The sequence below is a fragment of the Cellulomonas sp. genome (genome assembly GCF_035634735.1).
Taxonomy (GTDB): Bacteria; Actinomycetota; Actinomycetes; order Actinomycetales; family Cellulomonadaceae; genus Cellulomonas.
Genome location: NZ_DASQCJ010000087.1, coordinates 1 through 21,157, shown reverse-complemented (window position 1 = coordinate 21,157; position 21,157 = coordinate 1). Strand labels below are relative to the sequence as shown.

The following is a 21,157-nucleotide window of genomic DNA, read 5'->3' as shown; positions in this document are numbered from 1 at the left end:
CGTGTAGCCGGCGGGCACGTCGGACGACGGGTCGATCGGCAGCTGGTCCTCGGTCGGGAGGATCGGGTGGTCGTGGTCGACCTCGCCCTCCGCCGACACGGGGTACCAGACCGGGAACGGCACGCCGAAGAACCGCTGGCGGGAGACGAGCCAGTCGCCGTTCAGGCCGCCGACCCAGTTCTCGTACCGCACGCGCATGAAGTCGGGGTGGAACCCGAGCTCGGCGCCGCGGGCGAGGAGCTGCTCGCGCAGCTCGGCGTCGCGACCGCCGTTGCGGATGTACCACTGGCGCGAGGTGACGATCTCGAGCGGCTTGTCGCCCTTCTCGAAGAAGTTCGCCTTGCGCTGGGTCGCCTGCGGCTCGCCGTCCAGGTCGCCCGACTCGCGCAGGCCGGCCACGACCGCCTCGCGGGCCGAGAACGTCGTCTTGCCGGCGAGCTCGCCGTACAGGGCGCGGCCGGCCTCGTCGGTGATCCAGTCCGGGGTGTCCCGGACCAGGCGGCCGTCGCGGCCGATCACCGAGCGGGTCGGCAGCTGCAGCTCGCGCCACCACTGCACGTCGGTCAGGTCGCCGAAGGTGCAGCACATCGCGATGCCCGCGCCCTTGTCCGGCTCGGCGGCCGGGTGGGCGAGCACGGGGACCTCGACGCCGAACAGCGGGCTCGACACCGTGGTGCCGAACAGGTGCTGGTAGCGCTCGTCGTCCGGGTGCGCGATGAGCGCGACGACGGCGGGCAGCAGCTCGGGGCGGGTGGTCTCGATGTAGACCGGGTCGGCGCCGTCGCGGTGGAACGCCACCTTGTGGAACGCGCCCGGGTAGTCGCGGGCCTCGAGCTCGGCCTGCGCCACGGCGGTCTGGAACGTCACGTCCCACAGCCCCGGGGCCTCGGCCTGGTACGCCTCGCCCCGCGCGAGGTTGCGCAGGAACGCCTGCTGCGCGACGGCGCGGGCCTCGCCGGAGATGGTCTGGTAGGTGCGCGACCAGTCGACCGACAGGCCGAGCCGGCGCCACAGCGCCTCGAACTGCTGCTCGTCCTCGACGGTCAGCCGCTCGCACAGCTCGACGAAGTTGCGCCGGCTGATCGGCACCTGGTCGGCGGCCTTGACGCTCTTGCCCTCGCCGCCGACGTGCGGCGGCTCGAAGCCCTCGTCGTAGGGCAGCGACGGGTCGCAGCGCACGCCGAAGTAGTTCTGCACGCGGCGCTCGGTGGGCAGGCCGTTGTCGTCCCAGCCCATCGGGTAGAACACCTCGGCCCCGCGCATGCGGCGGTACCGGGCGACGACGTCGGTGTGCGTGTAGGAGAACACGTGGCCCACGTGCAGCGAGCCGGAGACGGTGGGCGGCGGGGTGTCGATGGAGTACACCTGCTCGCGGGTCTTCGACCGGTCGAACGCGTACGTGCCCTGCTCGGTCCACGCGCCGTCCCAGCGGTCCTCGACGCCGTCGAGCGACACCCGGTCCGGTACCTCGCGCACCGCGCGTACGGCCGCGGCGGCGGTCGTCGGGGGTGCGGCGGGCGTGGCGGCGGGGGACAGGTCGGTCATGGGCACACATCTTCCCAGATGTCCGGGCCTGTCCCGACGCGAGGGCCGGTGACCGGGACGCGAACGCCGGGCGACGCGCCGGTGAACGGTCGCGGGCCGCCGCGACCGGCGCGGGGAGGCTGTGTCACAGTGCCGGTCGGCCGCCCGGGACGGGGCGCGGCCGACGGGCGGGAGGAACACGTGGGCGAACCGGACGGGCTGCTGCGCTCGGGGCTGGCGCCTGCGCCGCGGACCCTGGCGGACGTGCTGGCGGCGACGGTCGCGGCGCACGGCGAGGCCCCGGCGATCGACGACGGCACCACGGTGCTGACCTACGCGGAGCTGGCCGGGGTCGTGGGGGCCGCGGCGGCGGCGCTGGCGGCCGAGGGGATCGGGCCGGGGTCGCGGGTCGGCGTGCGGGTGCCCTCGGGCACCGCGGAGCTGTACACGGCGATCCTGGCCGTGCTCGCCGCGGGCGCGGCGTACGTGCCGGTGGACGTCGACGACCCGGACGAGCGGGCGCGCACGGTGTTCGCCGAGGCGGCGGTCGACCGGGTGCTGGCGGAGGGTGACCTGCGGGCGCTGGTGGCGGCGGGGCGGCGGCGCGGGGCGGCGGGTGGCGCGGCGGGTGGCGCGGCGGCGGTGCGCGGACCCGGGCTCGGCGACGACGCCTGGATCATCTTCACGTCCGGGTCGACCGGCGCGCCGAAGGGCGTGGCCGTGACCCACCGGTCGGCGGCGGCGTTCGTCGACGCGGAGGCGCGGCTGTTCCTGCAGGACCGCCCGCTCGGGCCGGGGGACCGGGTGCTCGCGGGCCTGTCCGTGGCGTTCGACGCGTCCTGCGAGGAGATGTGGCTGGCCTGGGCGCACGGCGCCTGCCTGGTGCCCGCGCCGCGCGCGCTGGTCCGCACCGGCATGGACCTCGGCCCGTGGCTCGTCGCGCAGGGGATCACGGTCATCTCGACGGTGCCGACGCTCGCGGGCCTGTGGCGGCCCGAGGAGCTCGCCGGCGTCCGGCTGCTGATCTTCGGCGGCGAGGCGTGCCCGCCCGAGCTCGCGGCGCGGCTGGTCACCCCGGCCCGGGAGGTGTGGAACACCTACGGCCCCACCGAGGCGACCGTCGTGGCGTGCGCGGCGCGGATGACCGGCGAGGGCCCGGTCCGGATCGGGCTGGCGCTGGACGGCTGGGACCTCGCGGTCGTCGGCGAGGGCGGCACCCCCGTCGCGGAGGGCGAGACCGGCGAGCTGATCATCGGCGGCGTCGGGCTCGCGCGCTACCTCGACCCGGCGAAGGACGCGCAGAAGTACGCGCCCGCGCCCGGGCTGGGCTGGGAGCGGGCGTACCGCAGCGGCGACGTGGTGCGGCTGGACCGCGCGGGGCTGCTGTTCGTCGGGCGCGCGGACGACCAGGTCAAGATCGGCGGCCGGCGGATCGAGCTCGGCGAGGTCGAGGCGGCCCTGGGCGGGCTGCCGGACGTCGCGGGCGCGGCCGTCGCCGTGCGCCGCACGCCCGCGGGCACCGCGGTGCTCGCCGGGTACCTGGTGCCGGCCGAGGGGGCGACGCTCGACCTCGGCGACGCGCGGGCCCGGCTGCGCGCGGTGCTGCCGGCGGCGCTGGTGCCGCTGCTCGCGGTGGTCGACGCGCTGCCGACCCGCGGCTCGGGCAAGGTCGACCGGGACGCGCTGCCGTGGCCGCTGCCGGGGGCGGCGGCGCCGGGCGGTGCGGCCGACGCCGGGCCCGGGCCCGTGGGCCTGTCGCCCACCGCCGCCTGGGTGGCGGAGCGCTGGACTGCCGCGCTCGGCGCGCCGGTGTCCGGGCCGGACGACGACTTCTTCGCGGCCGGCGGCGGCAGCCTGGTCGCGGCGCAGCTGGTGTCCGCGCTGCGCGAGCGGTTCGGCACCGTGACCGTCGCGGACGTGTACGAGTACCCGCGCCTCGCGGACCTGGCGCGCCGGCTCGACGAGCTCGAGCCCGCCGCGCCGGCCGCGGAGCGGGTCGTCCTGCCGACGCCGGTGCGGGCGCAGGCGATCCAGACCCTGCTCGGCGTGCCGCTCGCGGCGCTGGTCGGGCTGCGCTGGCTGACCTGGCTGCTCGCGGCCGAGCAGCTGCTCGCGGTCACCGGCGCCGTGCCGTGGCTGGAGCCCGTGCCGGCGTCCTGGTGGTGGCTCGCCCTCGGCTGGCTCGTGCTGATCAGCCCGCTGGGCCGGATGGGGTCGACGGTGCTGGTCGCGCGCACGCTGCTGCGGGGGCTGCGGCCCGGGCGGTACCCGCGCGGCGGGTCGGTGCACCTGCGGCTGTGGTTCGCCGAGAGCTGGGCCGCCGCCGCGGGCGCCGAGAACCTGTCCTGCGCGCCGTGGACCGCGGTCTACGCGCGGGCGCTCGGCGCGAAGGTCGGGGCCGACGTGGACCTGCACACCGCCCCGCCGGTCACCGGCCTGCTCACGCTCGGCGACCGGTGCGCCGTCGAGCCCGAGGTCGACCTGCGCGGGCACTGGCTGGACGGCGACGTGCTGCACGTCGGGCGGGTGCGGATCGACAAGCGCGCGACCGTCGGCACCCGGAGCACGCTCGGCCCGGGCGTCCGGATCGGGCAGGGCGCGCAGGTCGCCGCCGGCTCCGCGGTGCTGTCCGGCGTCGCGCCGGGCGAGCTGTGGGCCGGGTCGCCGGCAACCTTCGCCGGCCCCGCGGCGGAGCCGTGGCCCGACGGCCGGGCGCCGCGCGGGCGCCGGTGGGTCGGCGTGTACGGGGCGACCGCGGCCGCGCTGGCGGCGCTCCCGGTGCTGGCCGCGACCGTCGGGCTGCTGGTCGTCGCCGCGGGCGTGCGCGACGCCGGGTCCTGGGGCGGCGCGTGGGACGACGCGCTGCGGGCCGTGCCGCTCGCCGCGCTGGCGTCGTTCGCGGTGCTCGCGCTCGTGACGCTCGTGGGCGTCCGGCTGCTCGGGACCGGCGTCGCGGAGGGGTACCACCCGGTGCGCAGCCGGGTCGGCTGGCAGGTCTGGGCCACCCAGCGGCTGATGGACGACGCGCGGAGCACGCTGTACCCGCTGTACGCGAGCACGCTGACCCCGCTGTGGCTGCGGGCGCTCGGCGCGCGGGTCGGCAAGGACGTCGAGGCGTCGACCGTGCTCATGCTGCCGTCGCTGACCTCGGTCGGCGCCGGGTCGTTCCTGGCCGACGACACCCTGATCGGCTCCTACGAGCTCGGCCGCGGCTGGCTGCGCGTCGAGCGGGCCAAGGTCGGCAAGCGGGCGTTCCTCGGCAACTCCGGGATGATCGCGCCGGGGCGGGCGGTGCCCAAGCGCGGGCTCGTGGCGGTGCTGTCGGGCGCGCCCGAGCGGGCCAAGCCGGGCACGTCCTGGCTCGGCTCCCCGCCGGAGCCGCTGCGCCGCACCCCCGGCGACTCGGACACCTCGCGCACCTTCGACCCGCCGGCGCGGCTGCGGGTCGCCCGCGCGCTGGTCGAGGCGTGCCGGCTGCTCGCGGTCGTCGTGGCGTTCGGGATCGGCGTCGCGGTGCTGCTGGTGCTCGGCGAGGTCGCGCACGCGCGCGGCCTCGGGGCGGCGGCGCTGCTGTCGCCGGTGGTCGTGGTGGGGGCCGCGGTGGTCGCGTGCGTGGTGGCCGTGGTCGCGAAGTGGGCGCTGGTCGGCAGGATCCGGGCGGGGGAGCACCCGCTGTGGAGCGGGTTCATCTGGCGCAACGAGCTCGCCGACGCGTTCCTCGAGGTCGTCGCCGTGCCGTGGCTGGGCCCCGCGACGGTCGGCTCGCCGGCGATGAACCTGTGGCTGCGGGCGCTCGGCTCCCGCATCGGCCGCGGGGTCTGGTGCGAGACGTACTGGCTGCCGGAGGCCGACCTCGTGGCCCTCGGCGACGGGGCGACGGTGAACCGTGGGTGCGTGCTCCAGACGCATCTGTTCCATGATCGGGTGATGAGCATCGACACCGTCCGCCTGGACGACGGCGCGAGCGTGGGCCCGCACGGCGTGGTCCTGCCCGCCGCGAGCCTCGGCCCGGGCGCCTCCGTCGGCCCCGCGTCGCTCGTGCTGCGCGGCGAGTCCATCCCGGCGGGCAGCCGCTGGACCGGCAACCCGGTCGCGCCGGTGACGGCGTGACGGCGGCGGATCCTGTCGGCGTCGACCCGTACCTGCCCGACCGCGGCCCGGGCGGCCTCGACGTGGCCCGCTACGAGCTCGACCTGGACTACCGGGTCGCGACCAACCGGCTCGACGCGCGCGCCGTGGTGCACGCCACCGCGGCCGCGGACCTCGACCGGCTGGCCCTCGACCTGGTCGGCCTGCAGGTGTCGCGCGTGCTGGTCGACGGCCGGCGGCCCGGGCGGTTCGCGGTGCGCGACGGGCGGCTCGAGGTGCGGCTGGCGCGGCCGGTCGCGGCCGGTGCGCCGCTCACCGTGGAGGTGCACTACGGCGGCAGCCCCGGCCCGCGGCGCGGCCCCTGGGGCGAGGTCGGCTGGGAGGAGCTCACCGACGGCGTCATCGTCGCCGGCCAGCCCGACGGCGCGCCGTCGTGGTTCCCGTGCGACGACCGGCCGTGCGCCAAGGCGGCGTTCCGGATCGCCGTCACCACCGAGGTCGGCTACGAGGTCGTCTGCAACGGCTCGCTCGTCTCCCGCCGGCAGCGGTCCAGCCGGGTGCGCTGGGAGTTCGAGCAGCGCGAGCCCACCGCGCCCTACCTCGCGACCGTGCAGATCGGGCGGTACGAGCGGACCCTGCTCTCGGCCGGGTCCGTCCCGCAGGACGTCGTCGCCCCGCCGCGGCTGCGCGCCGCGCAGGCGCACGACTTCGCGCGGCAGCCGCAGATGATGGCGCTGTTCGTCGAGCGGTTCGGGCCCTACCCGTTCGACCGGTACGACGTCGTGGTCACCGACGACCCGCTGGAGATCCCGCTCGAGGCGCACGGCCTGTCCGTGTTCGGCGCCAACCACGTCGACGGGCGGCGCGGCACCGAGCGCCTGGTCGCGCACGAGCTCGCGCACCAGTGGTTCGGGAACAGCCTCACCGCCGCGACGTGGCGGGACATCTGGCTGCACGAAGGCTTCGCCGCCTACGCCGAGTGGCTGTGGGAGGAGGAGTCGGGCGGCCGGACCGCGGACGCGCAGGCGCGCACCGTGCGGCAGCGGCTCGCGGGCCTGCCGCAGGACCTCGTCATCGGCGACCCCGGCCCGGACCTCATGTTCGACGACCGGCTCTACAAGCGCGGGGCCCTGACCCTGCACGCCCTGCGGCTCGACCTGGGAAACGCGGTGTTCTTCGACGTGCTGCGCGCGTGGACGGCCCGGCACCGGCACGGCACGGTCACGACCGCGGCGCTCGCGGCCTGCGTCGCGGACGTGGCCGGGGCGGACGCGGGTCCGCTGCTGGGGGCGTGGGTGGGGGCCGCGGCGCTCCCGCCGCTGCCGCGCCGCCGCTGAGACGGGGGACGGCCGCCGGGCGGCCGGCGTTCAGGCGAGGCGCACCGCGCGGTCGTCGACCACCGGGCTCGCGCCGGACGGCACCAGCGCCGCCAGCGCAGCGACGTGCCCGCCGCCGACGTCGAGGTCGGTGAGCCACCACCTCGTGCCCGGCCCGGCGACGACCGCCGCGGCGGCCCGGTCCAGCACCCGCACGTCCGGGTGCCCGGTCGTGTCGGACACCCGCAGCGTCCGCGGGTCGACGGCGAGGCCCGTGCCCGCGGCCTTGAGCACCGCCTCGGTGCGCGCCCAGGTGCGCAGCGGCCCGTGCGCCCCCGCGGCGGGCGGCTCGCCGGGCGCGAGGACGACGCGCGCGAGGTCGGCGCCGGGGTGGTCCCGTCCGGCGGGCGCCGGGGTCGGGAGCACGGGCTCGACGTCCACCCCGACCGGCCCGGCGTCGGACAGCGCGACGACGACCAGGTCGCCCCCGCGGCTCAGGGAGAGGTGCGGCACCGGCCCGCCGTCGGCGCGGTCCGCCACGGGCACGCCGTGCGCCGCCGACCCGCAGCGGGAGCAGCGCCGCCGCACCCGGACGGCGTCCGGCGCCACGGCGCACGCCTCGGCGACGGCGAGCCGCGCCAGCAGCAGCGCGGACGCGACGGCGTGGCGATCACCGGGCGCCGCGCGGTCGAGCCGCTCGCGCTCGCGGGGGTCGAGCAGCGGCACCAGCGCGTCGGCCGGCACGACGGCGGCGCGACGCACGCGGATCGGGGGCACGCCCGCATCCTCCCGCGGGGCGGGCGCGAGCTCGCCGGTCGCGCGCGAGCTCGCCGGTTCCGCAGGGGCCGGTCGGCGCGGAACCGGCGAACTCGGCGGCGGGTCAGGCGGCGACGGGCTCGCCGACCTCGTCCGCGGGGGAGCGGTGCGTGAACCGGTGGATCGTCGCCCGGGTGCCGCCCTCGCTGCGCCGGGCCAGGGCCAGCCCGACGACGACCGCGCCGAGCAGCGGCCCGACGCCGCACGCGACCATGCCGGCGCGGGCGCCCAGGTGCTCGCAGACCCAGCCGATCAGCGTCCCGGACACCGCCTGCGCGCCCAGCAGCACCAGCACGTACAGCGCCATGACCCGGCCGCGGACGTGCGGCGCGACGGTCGTCTGCACGAGCGTGTTCGACCCGGTGAGGTAGAGCAGCGTGACGACGCCCATCGCGATGAGCACGGTGATGAACCCCGCGCGGGACGGCGCGGCCGCGGCGAGCAGCTGCAGCAGGCCGATCGCGCCGGCCAGCAGCACCAGGTGCGTGATCCGGCTGCCGCGGCGGCGGGTGGACAGCAGCGCGCCGGTGAGGGCGCCGACCGCGAGCATCGAGGTGAGCAGCGCGTAGCCGCCGGCGTCCGTGCGGAACACCTGGTCCGTGTAGGCCGCGAGGACGGTCGCCATGTTCACGCCGGTGACCGCGACGAACCCGACCAGCACGACCGACCACAGGATGCGCGGACTGCGGCGCACGTACGCCAGGCCCTCGCGGAGCTGGCCCTTGGCGCGCGCCACCACGGGCGTGGCGGTGAGCTCGGCGGTCCGCATGACGGCCAGCAGCGCGACCGCCGCGAGGCAGGCCACCGCGTTGAGCAGGAAGGTCCAGCCCTCGCCGAGCGCGCTGATCAGGCCGCCGGCGACCGCCGGGCCGACCAGGCCGCCGAGCTGGAACACCGCGGAGTTCACGCTGATCGCCTGGCGGAGGTGCTGCGGGCCGGCCACCTCGTGCACGAACGCCTGCCGCGCCGGGTTGTCGAACACGGTGGCGAGACCGCTGACGAACGCCGCGACCAGGACGTGCCACGCCTGGACGTGCCCGCTGATCGCGAGCACCGCGATCGTCAGGGTCGAGAGCCCGAAGACCGACTGGGTCACCATCAGCACGCGGCGCCGCGGGAACCGGTCCGCGACGACGCCGCCGACCAGGCCGAGCAGCAGCATCGGCACGAACTGCAGCGTGACGGTCAGGCCGACGAGCGCGGCCGACCCGGTGAGGCTGAGCACGAGCCAGTCCTGGGCGACGCGGGCGGCCCAGCCGCTCGTGTTCGTCAGCACCTGCGAGAAGACGTAGAGCCGGAAGTTGCGGACGCCGAGCGCGGCGAGCGTCGCGTTCCGGGGCCTCGGCGCGGCCGGTGCCGGCGAGGCGGCTGCCGCGGCGTCGGCGGGGGTGTCGGCCACCGGCCGGGGGCGGCGGTGCAGCGCGAGGCGCGAGCCGTGCAGGGTCCGGCTCAGGCGGCTCGTGGCGGCGGTGGTGGTGCGGCGGGTGCGGGTCGGGGACGGGGCGTGGCGGCGAGCCGAGGGCACAGGTGTTCCTTGCTGAGGCGATGCGGTGAGGTGTCGGTGCGGAACTCAGGTCCGTGACGAGTCGTGTCCCTCTAGGCTACGGCCGCCCACGCGATTTCTTGAGGTGATAGCGGCAATCACTGTGATCATGTTCTGTAATGATCGCGTGACGGTGTCGCAGGTCAGCGAGGCCGTGTCCGAGCGGGAGGATCGCCGTGTTTGACCCCGACCAGCTGCGCACTTTCCTCGCCGTTTCCGAGACGTTGAACTTCACGCGCGCCGCGGCCCGGCTGTCCCTGTCGCAGCCCACGGTCAGCCAGCACGTGCGCAAGCTCGAGGACGCCGCGGGCCGCCGCCTGCTGGACCGCGACACCCGCGGCGTGGCGCTCACCGACGACGGCCAGGCGATGGCGACGTTCGCCCGGACGATCCTCGCGGCGCACGACGAGGCGACCCGGTACTTCACGGGCTCGGCGATGCACGGGCGGCTGCGGTTCGGCGCGGCCGACGACCTGGCCCTCGCCCAGCTGCCCCGCGTGCTGCGCGACTTCCGCCGGCTGCACCCGCGGATCAACCTCGAGCTGACCGTCGCGCAGAGCGGCGCGCTGCACCGCCGGCTGCGCGCGGGCCAGCTCGACCTCGTCTACATCAAGGAGGCGACCGGCCAGGCGGAGGGGCAGCTCGTGCGCCGGGACCGGCTGGTGTGGGTCGCGGTGCCCGGCACGGCGGTCGACGCCGAGGCGCCGGTGCCGCTCATCACCTACCAGGGCGCGTCGCTCACCCGGCAGGCCGCCGTCCGCGCGCTGACCGAGGCCGGCCGGCCGTGGCGGACGACGTGCAAGGTGATCGAGGTCAACGGGGTGCTCGCCGCGCTCCGGGCCGGGCTCGGCATCGCCGTGCTGCCGCAGAGCCTGCTGCCGGAGGACCTGGTGCAGCTGCCCGCCGCGGCGCTCGGCCTGCCGGACCTGGGTGACGTCGACATCACCCTGGTGGCCAACCCGCAGTCGCCGCGCGAGCCGATCGACGCGCTGACCACGGCGATCCTGGGCCAGGCGCCGCGCTGAGTCAGCCCGGGTCGCCGATGCGCTCCAGGGCGTCGACCACCAGGTCCCAGAACCGCTCCCGGTCCAGCTCGAGCGCGATCGCCGTCGGGCAGCCGTCCGGCGCCGGGGCGCGCAGGTCGACCACCGTCATGCCGGTGGTCAGCTCGCCCGCGAGCTCCACGTCGACCGGCGCCCGCCGGACCGTCATCACCGTCGGGTCGATCACGTACGCGACCGCGCACGGGTCGTGCACCGGCGGGGCGTCGAACCCCATCGTGCCGCGGTACGACGCCGTGAAGAACGCGAGCAGCTCCTCGACGAACCGGGCCGGAGCGGTGCCGACCCCGGCGATGCGGCGCACGACCTCCGGGGTGGCGAGCGCCTGGTGGGTCAGGTCGAGCCCGACCACGACGACGTCCCACCCGGCGCGCAGCACGACCCGCGCGGCCTCGGGGTCCTCGCGGATGTTGAACTCCGCCACCGGCGACCAGTTGCCGGTCCGGTAGGCCCCGCCCATGAGCACGACCTGCCGCACCCGGTCGACGATCCGCGGCTCGCGCAGCACCGCCAGCGCGATGTTCGTGAGCGGCCCGGTCGGGACGAGCGTCACGGTGCCCGGCTCGCGGGTCATCACCGTCTCGACGATCAGGTCCACCGCGTGCCGCGGGTCGAGCGCCTGCGCGGGCTCGGGCAGGGCGGGGCCGTCCAGGCCCGACTCGCCGTGGATGCTCGCGGCGTGGTCCCGGACCCGGACGATCGGGCGGTCCGCGCCGGCGGCGACCGGCACGCCGGCGAGCCCGGCGACCCGGGCCACGGCGAGCGCGTTGCGGGTGACCTCGCCGAGGTCCTGGTTGCCCGCGACGGTCGTGACCGCCAGCACCTCGACCTCGGGGCTGCCGTGCGCCAGCAGCAGGGCCACCGCGTCGTCGTGGCCGGGGTCGCAGTCGAGGATGATCGGGCGGGGCATCGGTGCTCCTCACGTCGGCCGGGGGAGCCTCGCAGCGCGCGGCGGCGCGGGTCAAGGGCCGCCGGTCGCCCCGATCCGGAATGTCCCCGTAACACCCGCTGGTTAGGCTCGACGAGGGCCGGCGACCGTGCCGGCCCGGGCACGAGGGAGAGCGTTCGTGGCACAGGGTGTGGTGGCCGAGGGCCTGCAGGTCGGGTACGCGGCGATGCTGGAGCAGTTCCATCCGACCGAGGCGGTCGAGCTGTCGGCGTACGCGGAGTCGCAGGGGTTCCTCGGCACGATGGCGGCCGACCACTACCAGCCGTGGGTCCCGCAGCAGGGGCAGTCCGCGTTCGTGTGGAACGTCCTGGCCGCGCTCGGCGAGCGCACCACCGGCGACATGGGCCCCGGCGTGACCGCCCCGACGTTCCGCTGGCACCCGGCGATGGTCGCGCAGGCGTCGGCGACGCTGGCCGCGATGTACCCGGGCCGGCACTGGCTGGGCCTGGGCTCCGGCGAGGCGCTGAACGAGCACATCACCGCCCAGTACTGGCCCGAGGCGCCCGAGCGGATCAACCGGATGTTCGAGGCCATCGACATCATCAAGAAGCTGTTCACGGCGTCGCTCGCGGGCAAGGACGTCAAGCACGCCGGGCAGTTCTACAAGGTCGAGTCGACCCGGCTGTGGACCATGCCCGAGGTCGCTCCGGAGATCCTGGTCGCCACCGCCGGCCCCGTCACCGCCAAGCGCGCGGGCAAGCACGCGGACGGCCTCATCACCGTCGGCGCCCCGCTGGAGAAGATCAGCGGCCTGTTCGGCAAGTTCGAGGAGGGCGTCCGCGAGTCGGGCCGCGACCCGCAGGACCTGCCGAAGGTGCTGCAGCTGCACCTGTCCTGGGCGGACACCGACGAGCAGGCGCTCGAGAACGCCATGGTCGAGTGGCCCAACGGCGGCATGAAGTTCCCGAAGGGCGACATCCGCTCGCCGTTCGACTTCGCGCAGATGGCCAAGCTCGTGCGCCCGGAGGACTTCGAGGGCCGCATGGTCATCTCGGCCGACCCGGACGTGCACCGCGCCGAGATCCAGAAGTACGTCGACCTGGGCTTCGACCGGATCTACCTGCACAACGTGGGCCGCAACCAGCGCGAGTGGATCGACGTGTTCGGCCGCGACGTGCTGCCGAAGCTGGTGCGCTGACCGTGGCCGACGCCGAGGCCGGCCCGGTCTCCGCCGCGGCCGACCTGCTCACCGCCTGGGGCGTCCCCGGGATCGGCGAGGTGCGCCCCGGCGACGACCTCGCCGCCCTGCTGGGCGACGCCCTGGCGGCGGACGCGGCGGCCCGGCCGGCCACGGCGCTCGCGGACGGCGACGTGCTCGTCGTGACGAGCAAGGTCGTGTCCAAGGCCGAGGGCCGCGTGGTCCAGGCCGAGGACCGCGAGGCGGCGATCACCGCCGAGACGGTCCGGGTCGTGGCGACCCGCGAGCACCCCGGGGGCGTCACCCGGATCGTGGAGAACCGGCTCGGCCTGGTCATGGCAGCCGCGGGCGTCGACGCGTCGAACACCGACGAGGGCACGGTCCTGCTGCTGCCCGTCGACCCGGACGCGACCGCCCGGGCGCTGCGCGCGGCGCTGGGGGAGCGGTTCGGGGTGCGGCTGGGCGTCGTCGTCAGCGACACCGCGGGGCGGCCGTGGCGGCAGGGGCAGACCGACATCGCGATCGGCGCCGCGGGCGTGCAGGTGCTCGACGACCTGCGCGGCTCGACCGACACCCACGGGCGCCCGCTGCAGGTCAGCATGGCGGCCGTCGCGGACGAGATCGCCGCCGCGGCGGAGCTGGTCAAGGGCAAGGCCACCGGGCGGCCGGTGGCCGTGGTCCGCGGCCTGGCACACGTCGTCACCGCCGACGACGGCCCCGGGGCGCGGGTCCTGGTGCGGACCGGCCCGGACGACATGTTCGCCGAGGGCACCGCGGAGGCGTACGCGCGCGGGTGGAAGGACGCGGCGGGGGCGGGCGGGCACTGAGGTCCCGGTGTCCCGCGCGCCGTCGCCCATATGATGAATTCATCAATTCATCATCTGCGCAAGGAGTCTCGTGACCGAGCACCCGCTCTCCGAGATCAAGGCCAATCTCTTCAAGGGACTCGCGCACCCCGCGCGCATCCGCGTGCTGGAGCTGCTCGACGAGGGCGGCGAGGTGCCCGTCTCCGACCTGATCGCGGCGACCGGGCTCGAGCCGTCGAACCTGTCCCAGCACCTCGCCGTCCTGCGCCGCTACGAGCTGGTCGAGTCGGATCGCCGGGGCGGCCAGGTGCTGTACCGGCTGGCGTCGCCCCGGGTCGCCGAGCTGCTGCGCGTGTCCCGCCAGCTGCTCGCCGAGATGCTCCGGACCACGCGGCAGCGGATCGAGGCCACCCTCCAGGAGCCGGCCGACGCGGACGAGCGGGCCGAGCGGTGACCGGCTGGCGCTCGCTGCTGCCCGGGCGCCGGGACTACGCGGACCTGCCGCGGACCTGGCGCGCCGACCTCCTCGCCGGCCTCACCGTCGGCATCGTCGCGCTCCCGCTCGCGCTGGCGTTCGGGGTCAGCTCGGGAGCGGGCGCCGAGGCCGGGCTCGTCACGGCCGTCGTCGCCGGCCTGGTCGCGGCTCTGTTCGGCGGCTCGCCCGTCCAGGTGTCCGGCCCGACCGGCGCCATGGTCGTGGTGCTCGCGCCGATCGTGGCCGCCCACGGCGCTGGGGCGCTCGGCGTCGTCTGCCTCCTCGCCGGGACCCTGGTGGTGCTCGCCGGCGTCCTGCGGCTCGGCCGTCTGGTCGGGATGATCCCGTGGCCGGTGATCGAGGGGTTCACGCTCGGCATCGCCGTGATCATCTTCCTGCAGCAGGTGCCTGCCGCGCTGGGCGTCGATGCGGCCGGGCACGACGCGAACGCCGCGGTCGCCGCCGTGCAGGCGCTGGGGGAGGCGTCGCCGGCCACCGCCGCCTGGTCGCTCGGGGCCGTGGCGGTGGTCGCCCTCGTGATGGCGGTCGCACCGCGCGTGCACCACGCTCTGCCAGGGTCGATCGTGGCGATCGTCGTCGTCACGCTCGGGGCCGTCCTCCTGCACCTGCCGCTGGCCACGATCGGCCGGCTCCCGGCGGGCCTGCCGGCACCGGCGCTGCCGGCCGTCGACCTCGAGACGGCCCGGCAGCTCGTCGGGCCGGCCGTGGCGGTGGCGGCGCTCGCGGCGATCGAGTCGCTGCTCTCCGCGCGGGTGGCGGCGTCGCACTCCGACACCGGCCCCTACGACCCCGACCGCGAGCTGGTCGGCCAGGGCCTGGCGTCGGTCGCCGCCGGGTTCTTCGGGGGCATGCCGGCCACCGGGGCGATCGCCCGGACCGCGGTGAACGTCCGCTCGGGCGCGCGCACCCGGGCGGCGGCCGTGGTGCACGCGGTGCTGCTCCTCGTCGTCGTGGGCGCCGCCGCCGGCGTCGTCGAGCGGATCCCGCTCGCGGCCCTGGCGGGCGTCCTGATGGTGACGGCGGCGCGCATGGTGCAGGCGTCCACGGTGACCGCGGTGGTCCGGTCCAGCCGCCCGGACGCGCTGCTGTTCGTGCTGACGGCGGTCGTCACGGTCGCCGTCGACCTCATCTACGCGGTCGCGATCGGCGTCGCCGTGGCGGCGGTCCTCACCCTGCGGACCGTGGCGCGCTCGGCGGGGATCCGGCGCGAGGAGCTACCCGGCCCGCGGCGGGAGGGCGATGAGCACATCGCGCTGCTCCGGCTCGACGGTGCGTTGTTCTTCGGCGCAGCCGACCGCGTGCTGGAGCGGGTGGGCCGGATCGAGGACGTCGACGTGGTGGTCCTGCGGATGTCCCAGCTCCAGCTCCTCGATGCGACGGCCGTCCAGGTCCTCGCCGAGATGGCCACGGGCCTCGAGCGGCGGGGCGTGACGGTGCTGGTCAAGGGCGTCCAGGAGCGGCACCTCGGGCTGGTGCGCCGCGCGGGGCTGGTGGCGGCGCTCCGCGACCCGCAGCACGTGTTCGACGACCTCGGCCCGGCGCTGGCGCACGCGCGGGAGCACGTGCGGCGGGTGCGGACGCCGGCGGTCGGCGCGGGGTGAGGTGGTGCGGGGTGCCGCCGGCGCGGTCCCCGCGTGCGTCGGCCCCGGCCCGCGCCCGGGTCAGCGCCCGGGCTGCTGCCCCGCGATCTGCGCCGACTGCCCCGTCGCGCCCGGCTCGCCCGCCGGGATCGGCTCCGCGATCACCGCGGTGCCGTAGGCGCACACCTCGCTGAACTGCCCGATGGAGTCGGTGTCGAACCGCATCGCGACGATCGCGTTCGCACCGCGCTGGGCGGCCTCCTCGGTCATCCGGCGCATCACCTCGTGCCGGGACTCGTACATGATCTTGGTGTACTCGGGGATCTCGCCGCCGCCGATCGAGCGGAAGCCCGCCGTGAAGTTCGCCCCGATGTTGGTCGAGCGCACGGTCAGGCCCATGACCTCGCCGAGCACCGCCTGGATGCGGTAGCCGGGGATCTCGTTGCTGGTCACCACGATCATGCGGCGATGGTGCCAGCCCGGTGGCCCGGGCCGCGAACCGGACGCGCAGGATCACCCGGCCGCCGGGTCCGCCACCACCCGCCCGGGCGCGGCTAGCATCGCGACGCCGGGCCCGCGGGCGCGGCGCCGACGGCGGGGGCACGACGAGAGGGAGGCCCGGGTTGGGCGAGTCCGAGAAGTTCCAGTACGGCGACGGTCGGTGGGGCGGCGACCTCGCGGCCACCCCGAGCCTGGCGATCGAGGTCCAGGACAGCGACATCGCCGTCATCGACTACCGCCCGGCGCCGGAGGGCCTGGGGCGGTTCTACCTCGGGTTCCAGCCGCGCGACCTGTACGACGACCCGGCCGAGAGCGAGCCGGTCGACATCGAGGCCGAGGCGGAGGCGTTCGCGACGTGGGCCGAGTCGGTGGGCGCCCTCGACGTGCAGCCGAACGAGGTGCGGCGGCTGATGGCGATCGAGGGCGAGGAGCCGGAGGACACGTTCGTCGAGGAGACCGTGGTCCGGCTGCTCCGGCTCCTGGGGCTGTCGGTGCCCAAGGGGCTCGCGGGCTAGGGCTCGCCGGCACGACCTCACACCCGGGTGCGCAGCGTCGTCGACGGGGCGGAGCGCGGCGCCCGCCGCGCACGAGCACGAGGAGCGGGACATGAGGATCGCCGTCTGCGGTGGCACCGGAACGGTGGGCCGGCACGTGGTGCGGGTCGCCGGCGAGCGCGGGCACGACGTCGTCGTGCTGAGCCGCGCCGCGGGGGTCGACCTCGCGCGCAGCCCCGACGCCGCGGTCGACGCCGCGCTCGCCGGGGCCGACGTGGTGGTGGACGTCCTCAGCACGACGACGCTGTCGGCGAAGGGCGCCGTCGCGTTCTTCGAGGCGAGCACCCGCCGGCTGCTGGCCGCGGAGGAGCGGGTCGGCGTGCGGCACCACGTCGCGCTGTCGATCGTCGGGATCGACGGGATCGACGCGTCCTACTACGCGGGCAAGGTCGCCCAGGAGCGGCTGGTCGCGGCGGCGCGCGTCCCGCACACGATCGCCCGGGCCGCGCAGTTCCACGAGTTCGCCGGGCAGATCGTCGCGCGGGCGTCGCTCGGGCCGGTCACGCTCGCGCCGCGCACGCTGACCCGTCCGGTCGCCGCGGCGGAGGTCGCCGAGCACCTGGTGGCGGTGGCCGAGGGCGGTCCGGCCGGCCGGGCGCCGGACCTGGTCGGGCCGGCCGACGACACGCTGGCGGGGATGATCCGCCGGCTGTCCGCGCACGACGGGACGGGGCGCCGGGTGCTCGAGGTGCGGCTCCCGGGCCGGTACGGCTCGGGGCTCGCGTCGGGCGCGCTGCGCGGCGGGCCGGACGCCGTCCGGGGCCGGCTGTCGTTCGACGACTGGCTGGGCTCCGCGGCGCGGGCGTCCTGAGCCCGCGTCGGCGCGCCCGCGTCGGCGCGCACCCGTCGGAGCGGTCAGCGGCTCCGGCGGGCGCGCGCGGCGCGGGACCGGAGCAGGACGAGCGCGGCGCCGAGCGCGACGGCGGAGCCGGACCACGCGGCGAGCGGCCCGACGGCGACGCCGGTGGTGGCGAGGCGCGCGGCGGCGGCGGGCGCGGGCGCGGGCGCCGGGGTGGCGTGCGCGGCGGTCGGGGCGGTCGCGGGCGGGGCGACGACCGGGGCGGTCGCGGCGGCGACGGTGCCCGCGGCGAGGGCCGCGGCGCCGTCGGTCGGCTCCGGCACGACCTGCGGCCGGGCCGCCGTGCCGGGGTGCGTCTGCTCGACGACCGCGGGGCGCTCCGGGCGCGGGGGACGCGGGTCGCCGTCGGTGGGCCCGGGCGTCTCCGGCACCACCTGCACCTCGGCGACGACCGGGGGCTCGGTGGTGCCGGGGACCAGCACGGGGTCGGGGACGACGACCGGTTCCGGCTGCTCCCAGCACACCGCGACGTGGTCGTAGCCGGCCAGGTAGACCTCGAGCGTGAGCCCGGCGGGGGTCGCGGTGGCCCCGAACGTGCGGCCGTCCTGCACGACGGCGAGGCTCGTGACGGCGGGGGAGCCGCCCTCGACGGCGACCTGGTCGCGGTGGCGCACCAGGACGAGGTCGGAGTCGCCGAGCGGCACGCTGCCGTCGCCCTCGCGCCCCAGGGCGGAGGCGGGGACGTCCTGGCAGACGGGCGTGGTCGCGGCGGGGTCGGCCGCCGGCGCGTCGTCGGCGACCGCAGCCGAGGCGAGCGCGGGGACCGCGGCGGTGGCCGCGCCGGCGACGAGCAGGACCCGCAGCAGCGCGGGGGACGGGCGGCGGGTGGTGCCGCGGGTGGTGCGGGAGGCGGTGGAGGAGGTCATGCCCCCAGGCTCGTCCGGTGCCGGTGGGACCCGGATCGGGCGGTCGACCCGACCCGCCTGCGACTTTGGTCGGAGCCGCGCGACCGCGCGCCCCGTCCCCGCGGGCGACCCGGGTCAGCCCTCCGCGTCGCGCACCAGCAGCGCGACCTGGACCCGGTTCTCCAGCCCGAGCTTGTCGAACAGGTGCCCGATGTGGGTCTTCACCGTCCCGACGCTGAGGTACAGCTCCGCGGCGATGTCGGCGTTCGACAGCCCGCGCGCCACGGCCAGCGCGACGTCGCGCTCCCGCTCGGTCAGCCCGTCCAGCGCGCGGCGGGCGTCGGCGGCGACGGAGCGGTCGGGCGCCCGGGACACGGTCGCGATGAGCTGGGCCGTGATCGACGGCGACAGGATCGGCCGCCCGGCCGCGACGGTCCGGACCGCGGCGAGCAGGTCGGCGGGCGGGGTGTTCTTGAGCAGGAACCCCGCGGCGCCGTCGCGCAGCGCGGTCAGCACCATGTCGTCGGTGTCGAAGGTGGTGAGCACGACGACGGCGACGCCGGGGTGGCCGGCGCGCAGCCGGCGCAGGGCCTCCAGGCCGTCGACCCGCGGCATCCGGATGTCCATCAGCACGACGTCGGGGCGCTCGCGGTCGACCACCCGCACGGCCTCCGCGCCGTCGCCCGCCTCGCCGACCACCGCGACCCCGGGGTCGGCGCCGAGCACCAGCCGCAGGCCGGTGCGCACGAGCTCCTCGTCGTCGACCAGGACCACCCGGACCGTGTCGTCAGCCATCCCGCTCCTCGTCGACCTCCCACGGCAGCACGGCGCGCAGCCGGTAGCCCCCGGCGGCGTCGGGCCCGTGGTCCAGCCGCCCGCCGGCGAGCCGGGCCCGCTCGGCGGCGCCGACCAGGCCCGTGCCCGATCCCACCACACCCGAGGGCGGCCGGGTGGCCGGTCCGTTGCGGACCTCGACGGTCAGCAGCCCGCCGGGCGATCCGCCGACCTCGACGCGGACCGCCGCGCCCGGGGCGTGCTTGCGGGCGTTGGTCAGGCCCTCCTGCACGATCCGGTACGCGTCCCGCCCGGTCGGGGCGGGCAGCGCCGCGACCGCGTCCCGGGTGCCGGCCGCGACGTCGAGCCGGACGTCGTCGCCGAGCGCCCTGGCCTCCGCCACCAGCCGGCCGACGTCGGCGAGGGTCGGCTGCGGCGCGTCCGGGACCGGGGCGTCGCCCTGCCGGAGCACGCCGAGCACCTGCCGGAGCTCCGCGAGGGCGAGGTTCGCGTTGTCCCGCACCGCGGTGGCCGCGGCCACCCGCTCCTGCTCCGGCAGGTCGGGCCGGAACGCCAGCACGCCCGACCCCATCGCGACCAGCGAGACCCGGTGCGCGAGCACGTCGTGCATCTCCCGCGCGATCCGGGCGCGCTCGGCGACCTGCGCCTGCTCGACCCGGGCCCGCTGCTCCCGCTCGGTCGCCTCGGCGCGCCCCCGGAGGGCGGCCACCAGGTCGCGGCGGCTGCCGAGGTACGCGCCGAGCCCGACCAGCGCCGCGTAGACCGCGGCGACGAGCACCGCCTGCTCGCCCGCGCGCGCGAACGCGCCGTGCGGCACGTCGTCGACGACCGTGGAGGCCACGAACAGCGCGCCGACCGCCGCCACCGGGCGCCAGCGCCGGGTCGACGCCAGCGCCACGACCGCGACGACGGTGGCGCCGAGGACCGACGAGCACCAGGTCGACGCGAGCACGATCACCGCGGCGACGGCGGCGGGGAACCGGTCCCGGCGGGTGAGCAGCGCGAGCGCGCCGACCCCGACCAGCGCGTCCAGCACCCACCGCCACCACGGCGCGCCCGCGGCGGACGTCGCGGCGAGCCCGAGCGACACCGCGCCGACGAGCGCCGCGCCGCCGAGCACCGCCGCCTCGCGCGCCCGGCCGGGCCGCGGTGGGCCCGCACCACGGGGTGCAGGTCCGGGCCCGGCTGCGCTGGTCACCGGCCCAGCGTAGGAGGGGCAGCCCGGGACCGGCGTCCGACCGAAGTCGCACCCGGCGCGCGACGGCCGGCCGATCCGGGTCCCGGGAGCGCCCGGCCAGCCTGACCCCGTGATCGAGATCGACCGGATGACCAAGACCTACCGCGGCGGCGGGGGCGCGCGCGACGTGTCCCTGCGCGCCCGCCCCGGCCGGGTGACGGTGCTGCTCGGCGCCGGCGGGAGCGGCAAGTCGACCGTCCTGCGGGTGCTGTGCGCGTACGCCCGGCCCACGCGGGGGACCGCCCACGTCCTCGGCGGCCCCTACGCCCGGCTGCCGGCGCCGCGGCGGCACGTGGGCGTGCTGCTCGACCCCGACGCGTTCGACCCCCGGCGTAGCGGGTGGGACGCGCTGGCGTGGTCGGCGCTGCTCGCCGGGGTCCCCGAGCACCGGATCGGCGGCGTGCTCGAGGCCGTCGGGCTGCCGCTGGTCGACGCGCACCGCCCGGCCGGCCGGTACCCGGCGGAGCAGCGGCACCGGCTCGGCGTCGCGCGGGCGCTGCTCGGCGGGCCGCCGGTGCTGGTGCTGGACGAGCCCGGGAGCGGCGCCGAGGCCGCGCCGCCGTGGCTGCGGGACGTGCTCGCGCGGGCGGCGGCCGTGGGCGGGACGACGCTGCTCGCGTGCTCGCGGGTCGACGACGCGCGGGCGGTGGCGGACGACGTCGTGGTGCTGGACGCCGGCCGGGTGGTGGCCGCGGGGCCGGCGGGGTCGGTCCTGGGCGGGCGACGGACGGTCGTGGCGAGCGACGACGACGAGCGGCTGGCGCGGGTGCTGGACCTGCACGGGGTCGCGCACGGCCGCACGGCCGACGGGCGGTTGGCCAGCCCGGCCGCGCCGGAGGCCGTCGGGCGGCTCGCGCGGGCGGCCGACGTGGTGCTGCGCGAGCTGACGACCGACGCGGCGCGGACGCTGCCGGAGCTGCTGGCCGGGCTGCGGGCGGGGGCGGCGGCGTGACGGCGCCGGCGGCCGACGTGGCCGACGTCGCCGCCGTGGCGCCGGGGTCCAGGCCCGCCGGGCCCGCGCTGACCGGCGCGGCGGCGTCGACCTGCG

At 77.3% G+C, this 21,157-nt stretch carries 18 protein-coding genes; 10 read left to right on the top strand and 8 right to left on the bottom strand.

All coding sequences use genetic code 11. The features are described from left to right. Nucleotides 1–1,545 (bottom strand): valine--tRNA ligase (gene valS, locus VER05_RS07980; protein WP_324844839.1); only part of this gene is annotated, 1,545 nt, incomplete at its 3' end. 180 nt (nucleotides 1,546–1,725) lie between these two features. Between valS and VER05_RS07975 the strand changes: the two genes are divergently transcribed. Both VER05_RS07975 and VER05_RS07970 read left to right on the top strand, forming a co-directional pair. Continuing rightward, on the top strand, nucleotides 1,726–5,634 hold the full coding sequence (locus VER05_RS07975; protein ID WP_324844838.1) for a Pls/PosA family non-ribosomal peptide synthetase: 3,909 nt from the start codon (nucleotides 1,726–1,728) through the stop codon (nucleotides 5,632–5,634). Continuing rightward, on the top strand, nucleotides 5,631–6,950 hold the full coding sequence (locus VER05_RS07970; RefSeq protein WP_324844837.1) for a M1 family metallopeptidase: 1,320 nt from the start codon (nucleotides 5,631–5,633) through the stop codon (nucleotides 6,948–6,950). The genes VER05_RS07975 and VER05_RS07970 overlap by 4 nt, the downstream gene beginning before the upstream one ends. Nucleotides 6,951–6,980: 30 nt before the next feature. Here VER05_RS07970 and VER05_RS07965 read toward each other — a convergent pair whose 3' ends face one another. Both VER05_RS07965 and VER05_RS07960 read right to left on the bottom strand, forming a co-directional pair. Continuing rightward, complete coding sequence (locus tag VER05_RS07965; protein WP_324844836.1) at nucleotides 6,981–7,706, bottom strand: 4'-phosphopantetheinyl transferase family protein; 726 nt, start codon at nucleotides 7,704–7,706, stop codon at nucleotides 6,981–6,983. A gap of 103 nt (nucleotides 7,707–7,809) precedes the next feature. Further along, entirely contained in the window at nucleotides 7,810–9,270 is a 1,461-nt protein-coding gene (locus tag VER05_RS07960) for an MFS transporter (RefSeq protein ID WP_324844835.1), read from the bottom strand. A 194-nt stretch (nucleotides 9,271–9,464) separates the two neighbouring features. Here VER05_RS07960 and VER05_RS07955 point away from each other — a divergent pair, with 194 nt between their 5' ends. After that, entirely contained in the window at nucleotides 9,465–10,313 is an 849-nt protein-coding gene (locus VER05_RS07955; protein ID WP_218706272.1) for a LysR family transcriptional regulator, read from the top strand. Nucleotide 10,314: 1 nt separating this feature from the next. Here VER05_RS07955 and VER05_RS07950 read toward each other — a convergent pair whose 3' ends face one another. Beyond that, the gene (locus VER05_RS07950; RefSeq protein WP_324844834.1) at nucleotides 10,315–11,259 is read right to left on the bottom strand and encodes a nucleoside hydrolase; all 945 of its coding nucleotides are present in this window, start codon (nucleotides 11,257–11,259) and stop codon (nucleotides 10,315–10,317) included. A gap of 205 nt (nucleotides 11,260–11,464) precedes the next feature. Between VER05_RS07950 and VER05_RS07945 the strand changes: the two genes are divergently transcribed. The 4 genes from VER05_RS07945 to VER05_RS07930 all read left to right on the top strand — a co-directional run bounded on the left by VER05_RS07945 (nucleotide 11,465) and on the right by VER05_RS07930 (nucleotide 15,339). Continuing rightward, on the top strand, nucleotides 11,465–12,436 hold the full coding sequence (locus VER05_RS07945) for a TIGR03557 family F420-dependent LLM class oxidoreductase (protein ID WP_414647583.1): 972 nt from the start codon (nucleotides 11,465–11,467) through the stop codon (nucleotides 12,434–12,436). A 44-nt stretch (nucleotides 12,437–12,480) separates the two neighbouring features. After that, nucleotides 12,481–13,263: a coenzyme F420-0:L-glutamate ligase gene (locus tag VER05_RS07940; RefSeq protein ID WP_324844840.1), complete on the top strand. Its 783-nt coding sequence runs from the start codon at nucleotides 12,481–12,483 to the stop codon at nucleotides 13,261–13,263. A gap of 70 nt (nucleotides 13,264–13,333) precedes the next feature. Continuing rightward, nucleotides 13,334–13,696 carry a metalloregulator ArsR/SmtB family transcription factor gene (locus VER05_RS07935; protein WP_324844832.1) on the top strand — a complete coding sequence of 121 codons (363 nt, stop codon included), beginning with the start codon at nucleotides 13,334–13,336 and terminating at the stop codon, nucleotides 13,694–13,696. Beyond that, on the top strand, nucleotides 13,693–15,339 hold the full coding sequence (locus tag VER05_RS07930) for a SulP family inorganic anion transporter (protein ID WP_324844831.1): 1,647 nt from the start codon (nucleotides 13,693–13,695) through the stop codon (nucleotides 15,337–15,339). The genes VER05_RS07935 and VER05_RS07930 overlap by 4 nt, the downstream gene beginning before the upstream one ends. A gap of 60 nt (nucleotides 15,340–15,399) precedes the next feature. Here VER05_RS07930 and VER05_RS07925 read toward each other — a convergent pair whose 3' ends face one another. After that, a complete protein-coding gene (locus VER05_RS07925) occupies nucleotides 15,400–15,780 on the bottom strand; it encodes a YbjQ family protein (RefSeq protein ID WP_166943435.1) in 381 nt (126 codons plus the stop codon). 161 nt (nucleotides 15,781–15,941) lie between these two features. Between VER05_RS07925 and VER05_RS07920 the strand changes: the two genes are divergently transcribed. Both VER05_RS07920 and VER05_RS07915 read left to right on the top strand, forming a co-directional pair. Further along, the gene (locus VER05_RS07920; RefSeq protein ID WP_324844830.1) at nucleotides 15,942–16,334 is read left to right on the top strand and encodes a hypothetical protein; all 393 of its coding nucleotides are present in this window, start codon (nucleotides 15,942–15,944) and stop codon (nucleotides 16,332–16,334) included. Nucleotides 16,335–16,425: 91 nt separating this feature from the next. Then, nucleotides 16,426–17,184, top strand: coding sequence for an SDR family oxidoreductase (locus VER05_RS07915; protein WP_324844829.1), 759 nt, complete (start codon nucleotides 16,426–16,428; stop codon nucleotides 17,182–17,184). Between the two features lie 44 nt (nucleotides 17,185–17,228). Here the strand turns inward: VER05_RS07915 and VER05_RS07910 are convergent, their stop codons facing one another. The 3 genes from VER05_RS07910 to VER05_RS07900 form a co-directional block, all read right to left on the bottom strand. Then, nucleotides 17,229–18,098, bottom strand: coding sequence for a hypothetical protein (locus VER05_RS07910; RefSeq protein ID WP_324844828.1), 870 nt, complete (start codon nucleotides 18,096–18,098; stop codon nucleotides 17,229–17,231). Nucleotides 18,099–18,212: 114 nt separating this feature from the next. Next, nucleotides 18,213–18,872, bottom strand: a complete 660-nt coding sequence (locus VER05_RS07905) for a response regulator transcription factor (RefSeq protein WP_324844827.1) — start codon at nucleotides 18,870–18,872, stop codon at nucleotides 18,213–18,215. Next, nucleotides 18,865–20,070, bottom strand: a complete 1,206-nt coding sequence (locus VER05_RS07900) for a sensor histidine kinase (protein ID WP_324844826.1) — start codon at nucleotides 20,068–20,070, stop codon at nucleotides 18,865–18,867. Before VER05_RS07900 ends, VER05_RS07905 begins: the two co-directional genes overlap by 8 nt. Nucleotides 20,071–20,179: 109 nt before the next feature. On the opposite strand from VER05_RS07900, the gene VER05_RS07895 reads away from it, so the two are divergent. Further along, nucleotides 20,180–21,061 carry an ABC transporter ATP-binding protein gene (locus VER05_RS07895; RefSeq protein ID WP_324844825.1) on the top strand — a complete coding sequence of 294 codons (882 nt, stop codon included), beginning with the start codon at nucleotides 20,180–20,182 and terminating at the stop codon, nucleotides 21,059–21,061. The last annotated feature ends 96 nt before the right edge of the window (nucleotides 21,062–21,157 follow it).

Bases quoted from the DNA above. Each gene is read 5' to 3' on its own strand.
- VER05_RS07910 (WP_324844828.1), bottom strand. From the start codon at position 18,098: ATGACCTCCTCCACCGCCTCCCGCACCACCCGCGGCACCACCCGCCGC.
- VER05_RS07925 (WP_166943435.1), bottom strand. From the start codon at position 15,780: ATGATCGTGGTGACCAGCAACGAGATCCCCGGCTACCGCATCCAGGCG.
- VER05_RS07905 (WP_324844827.1), bottom strand. From the start codon at position 18,872: ATGGCTGACGACACGGTCCGGGTGGTCCTGGTCGACGACGAGGAGCTC.
- VER05_RS07950 (WP_324844834.1), bottom strand. From the start codon at position 11,259: ATGCCCCGCCCGATCATCCTCGACTGCGACCCCGGCCACGACGACGCG.
- VER05_RS07915 (WP_324844829.1), top strand. From the start codon at position 16,426: ATGAGGATCGCCGTCTGCGGTGGCACCGGAACGGTGGGCCGGCACGTG.
- VER05_RS07945 (WP_414647583.1), top strand. From the start codon at position 11,465: ATGCTGGAGCAGTTCCATCCGACCGAGGCGGTCGAGCTGTCGGCGTAC.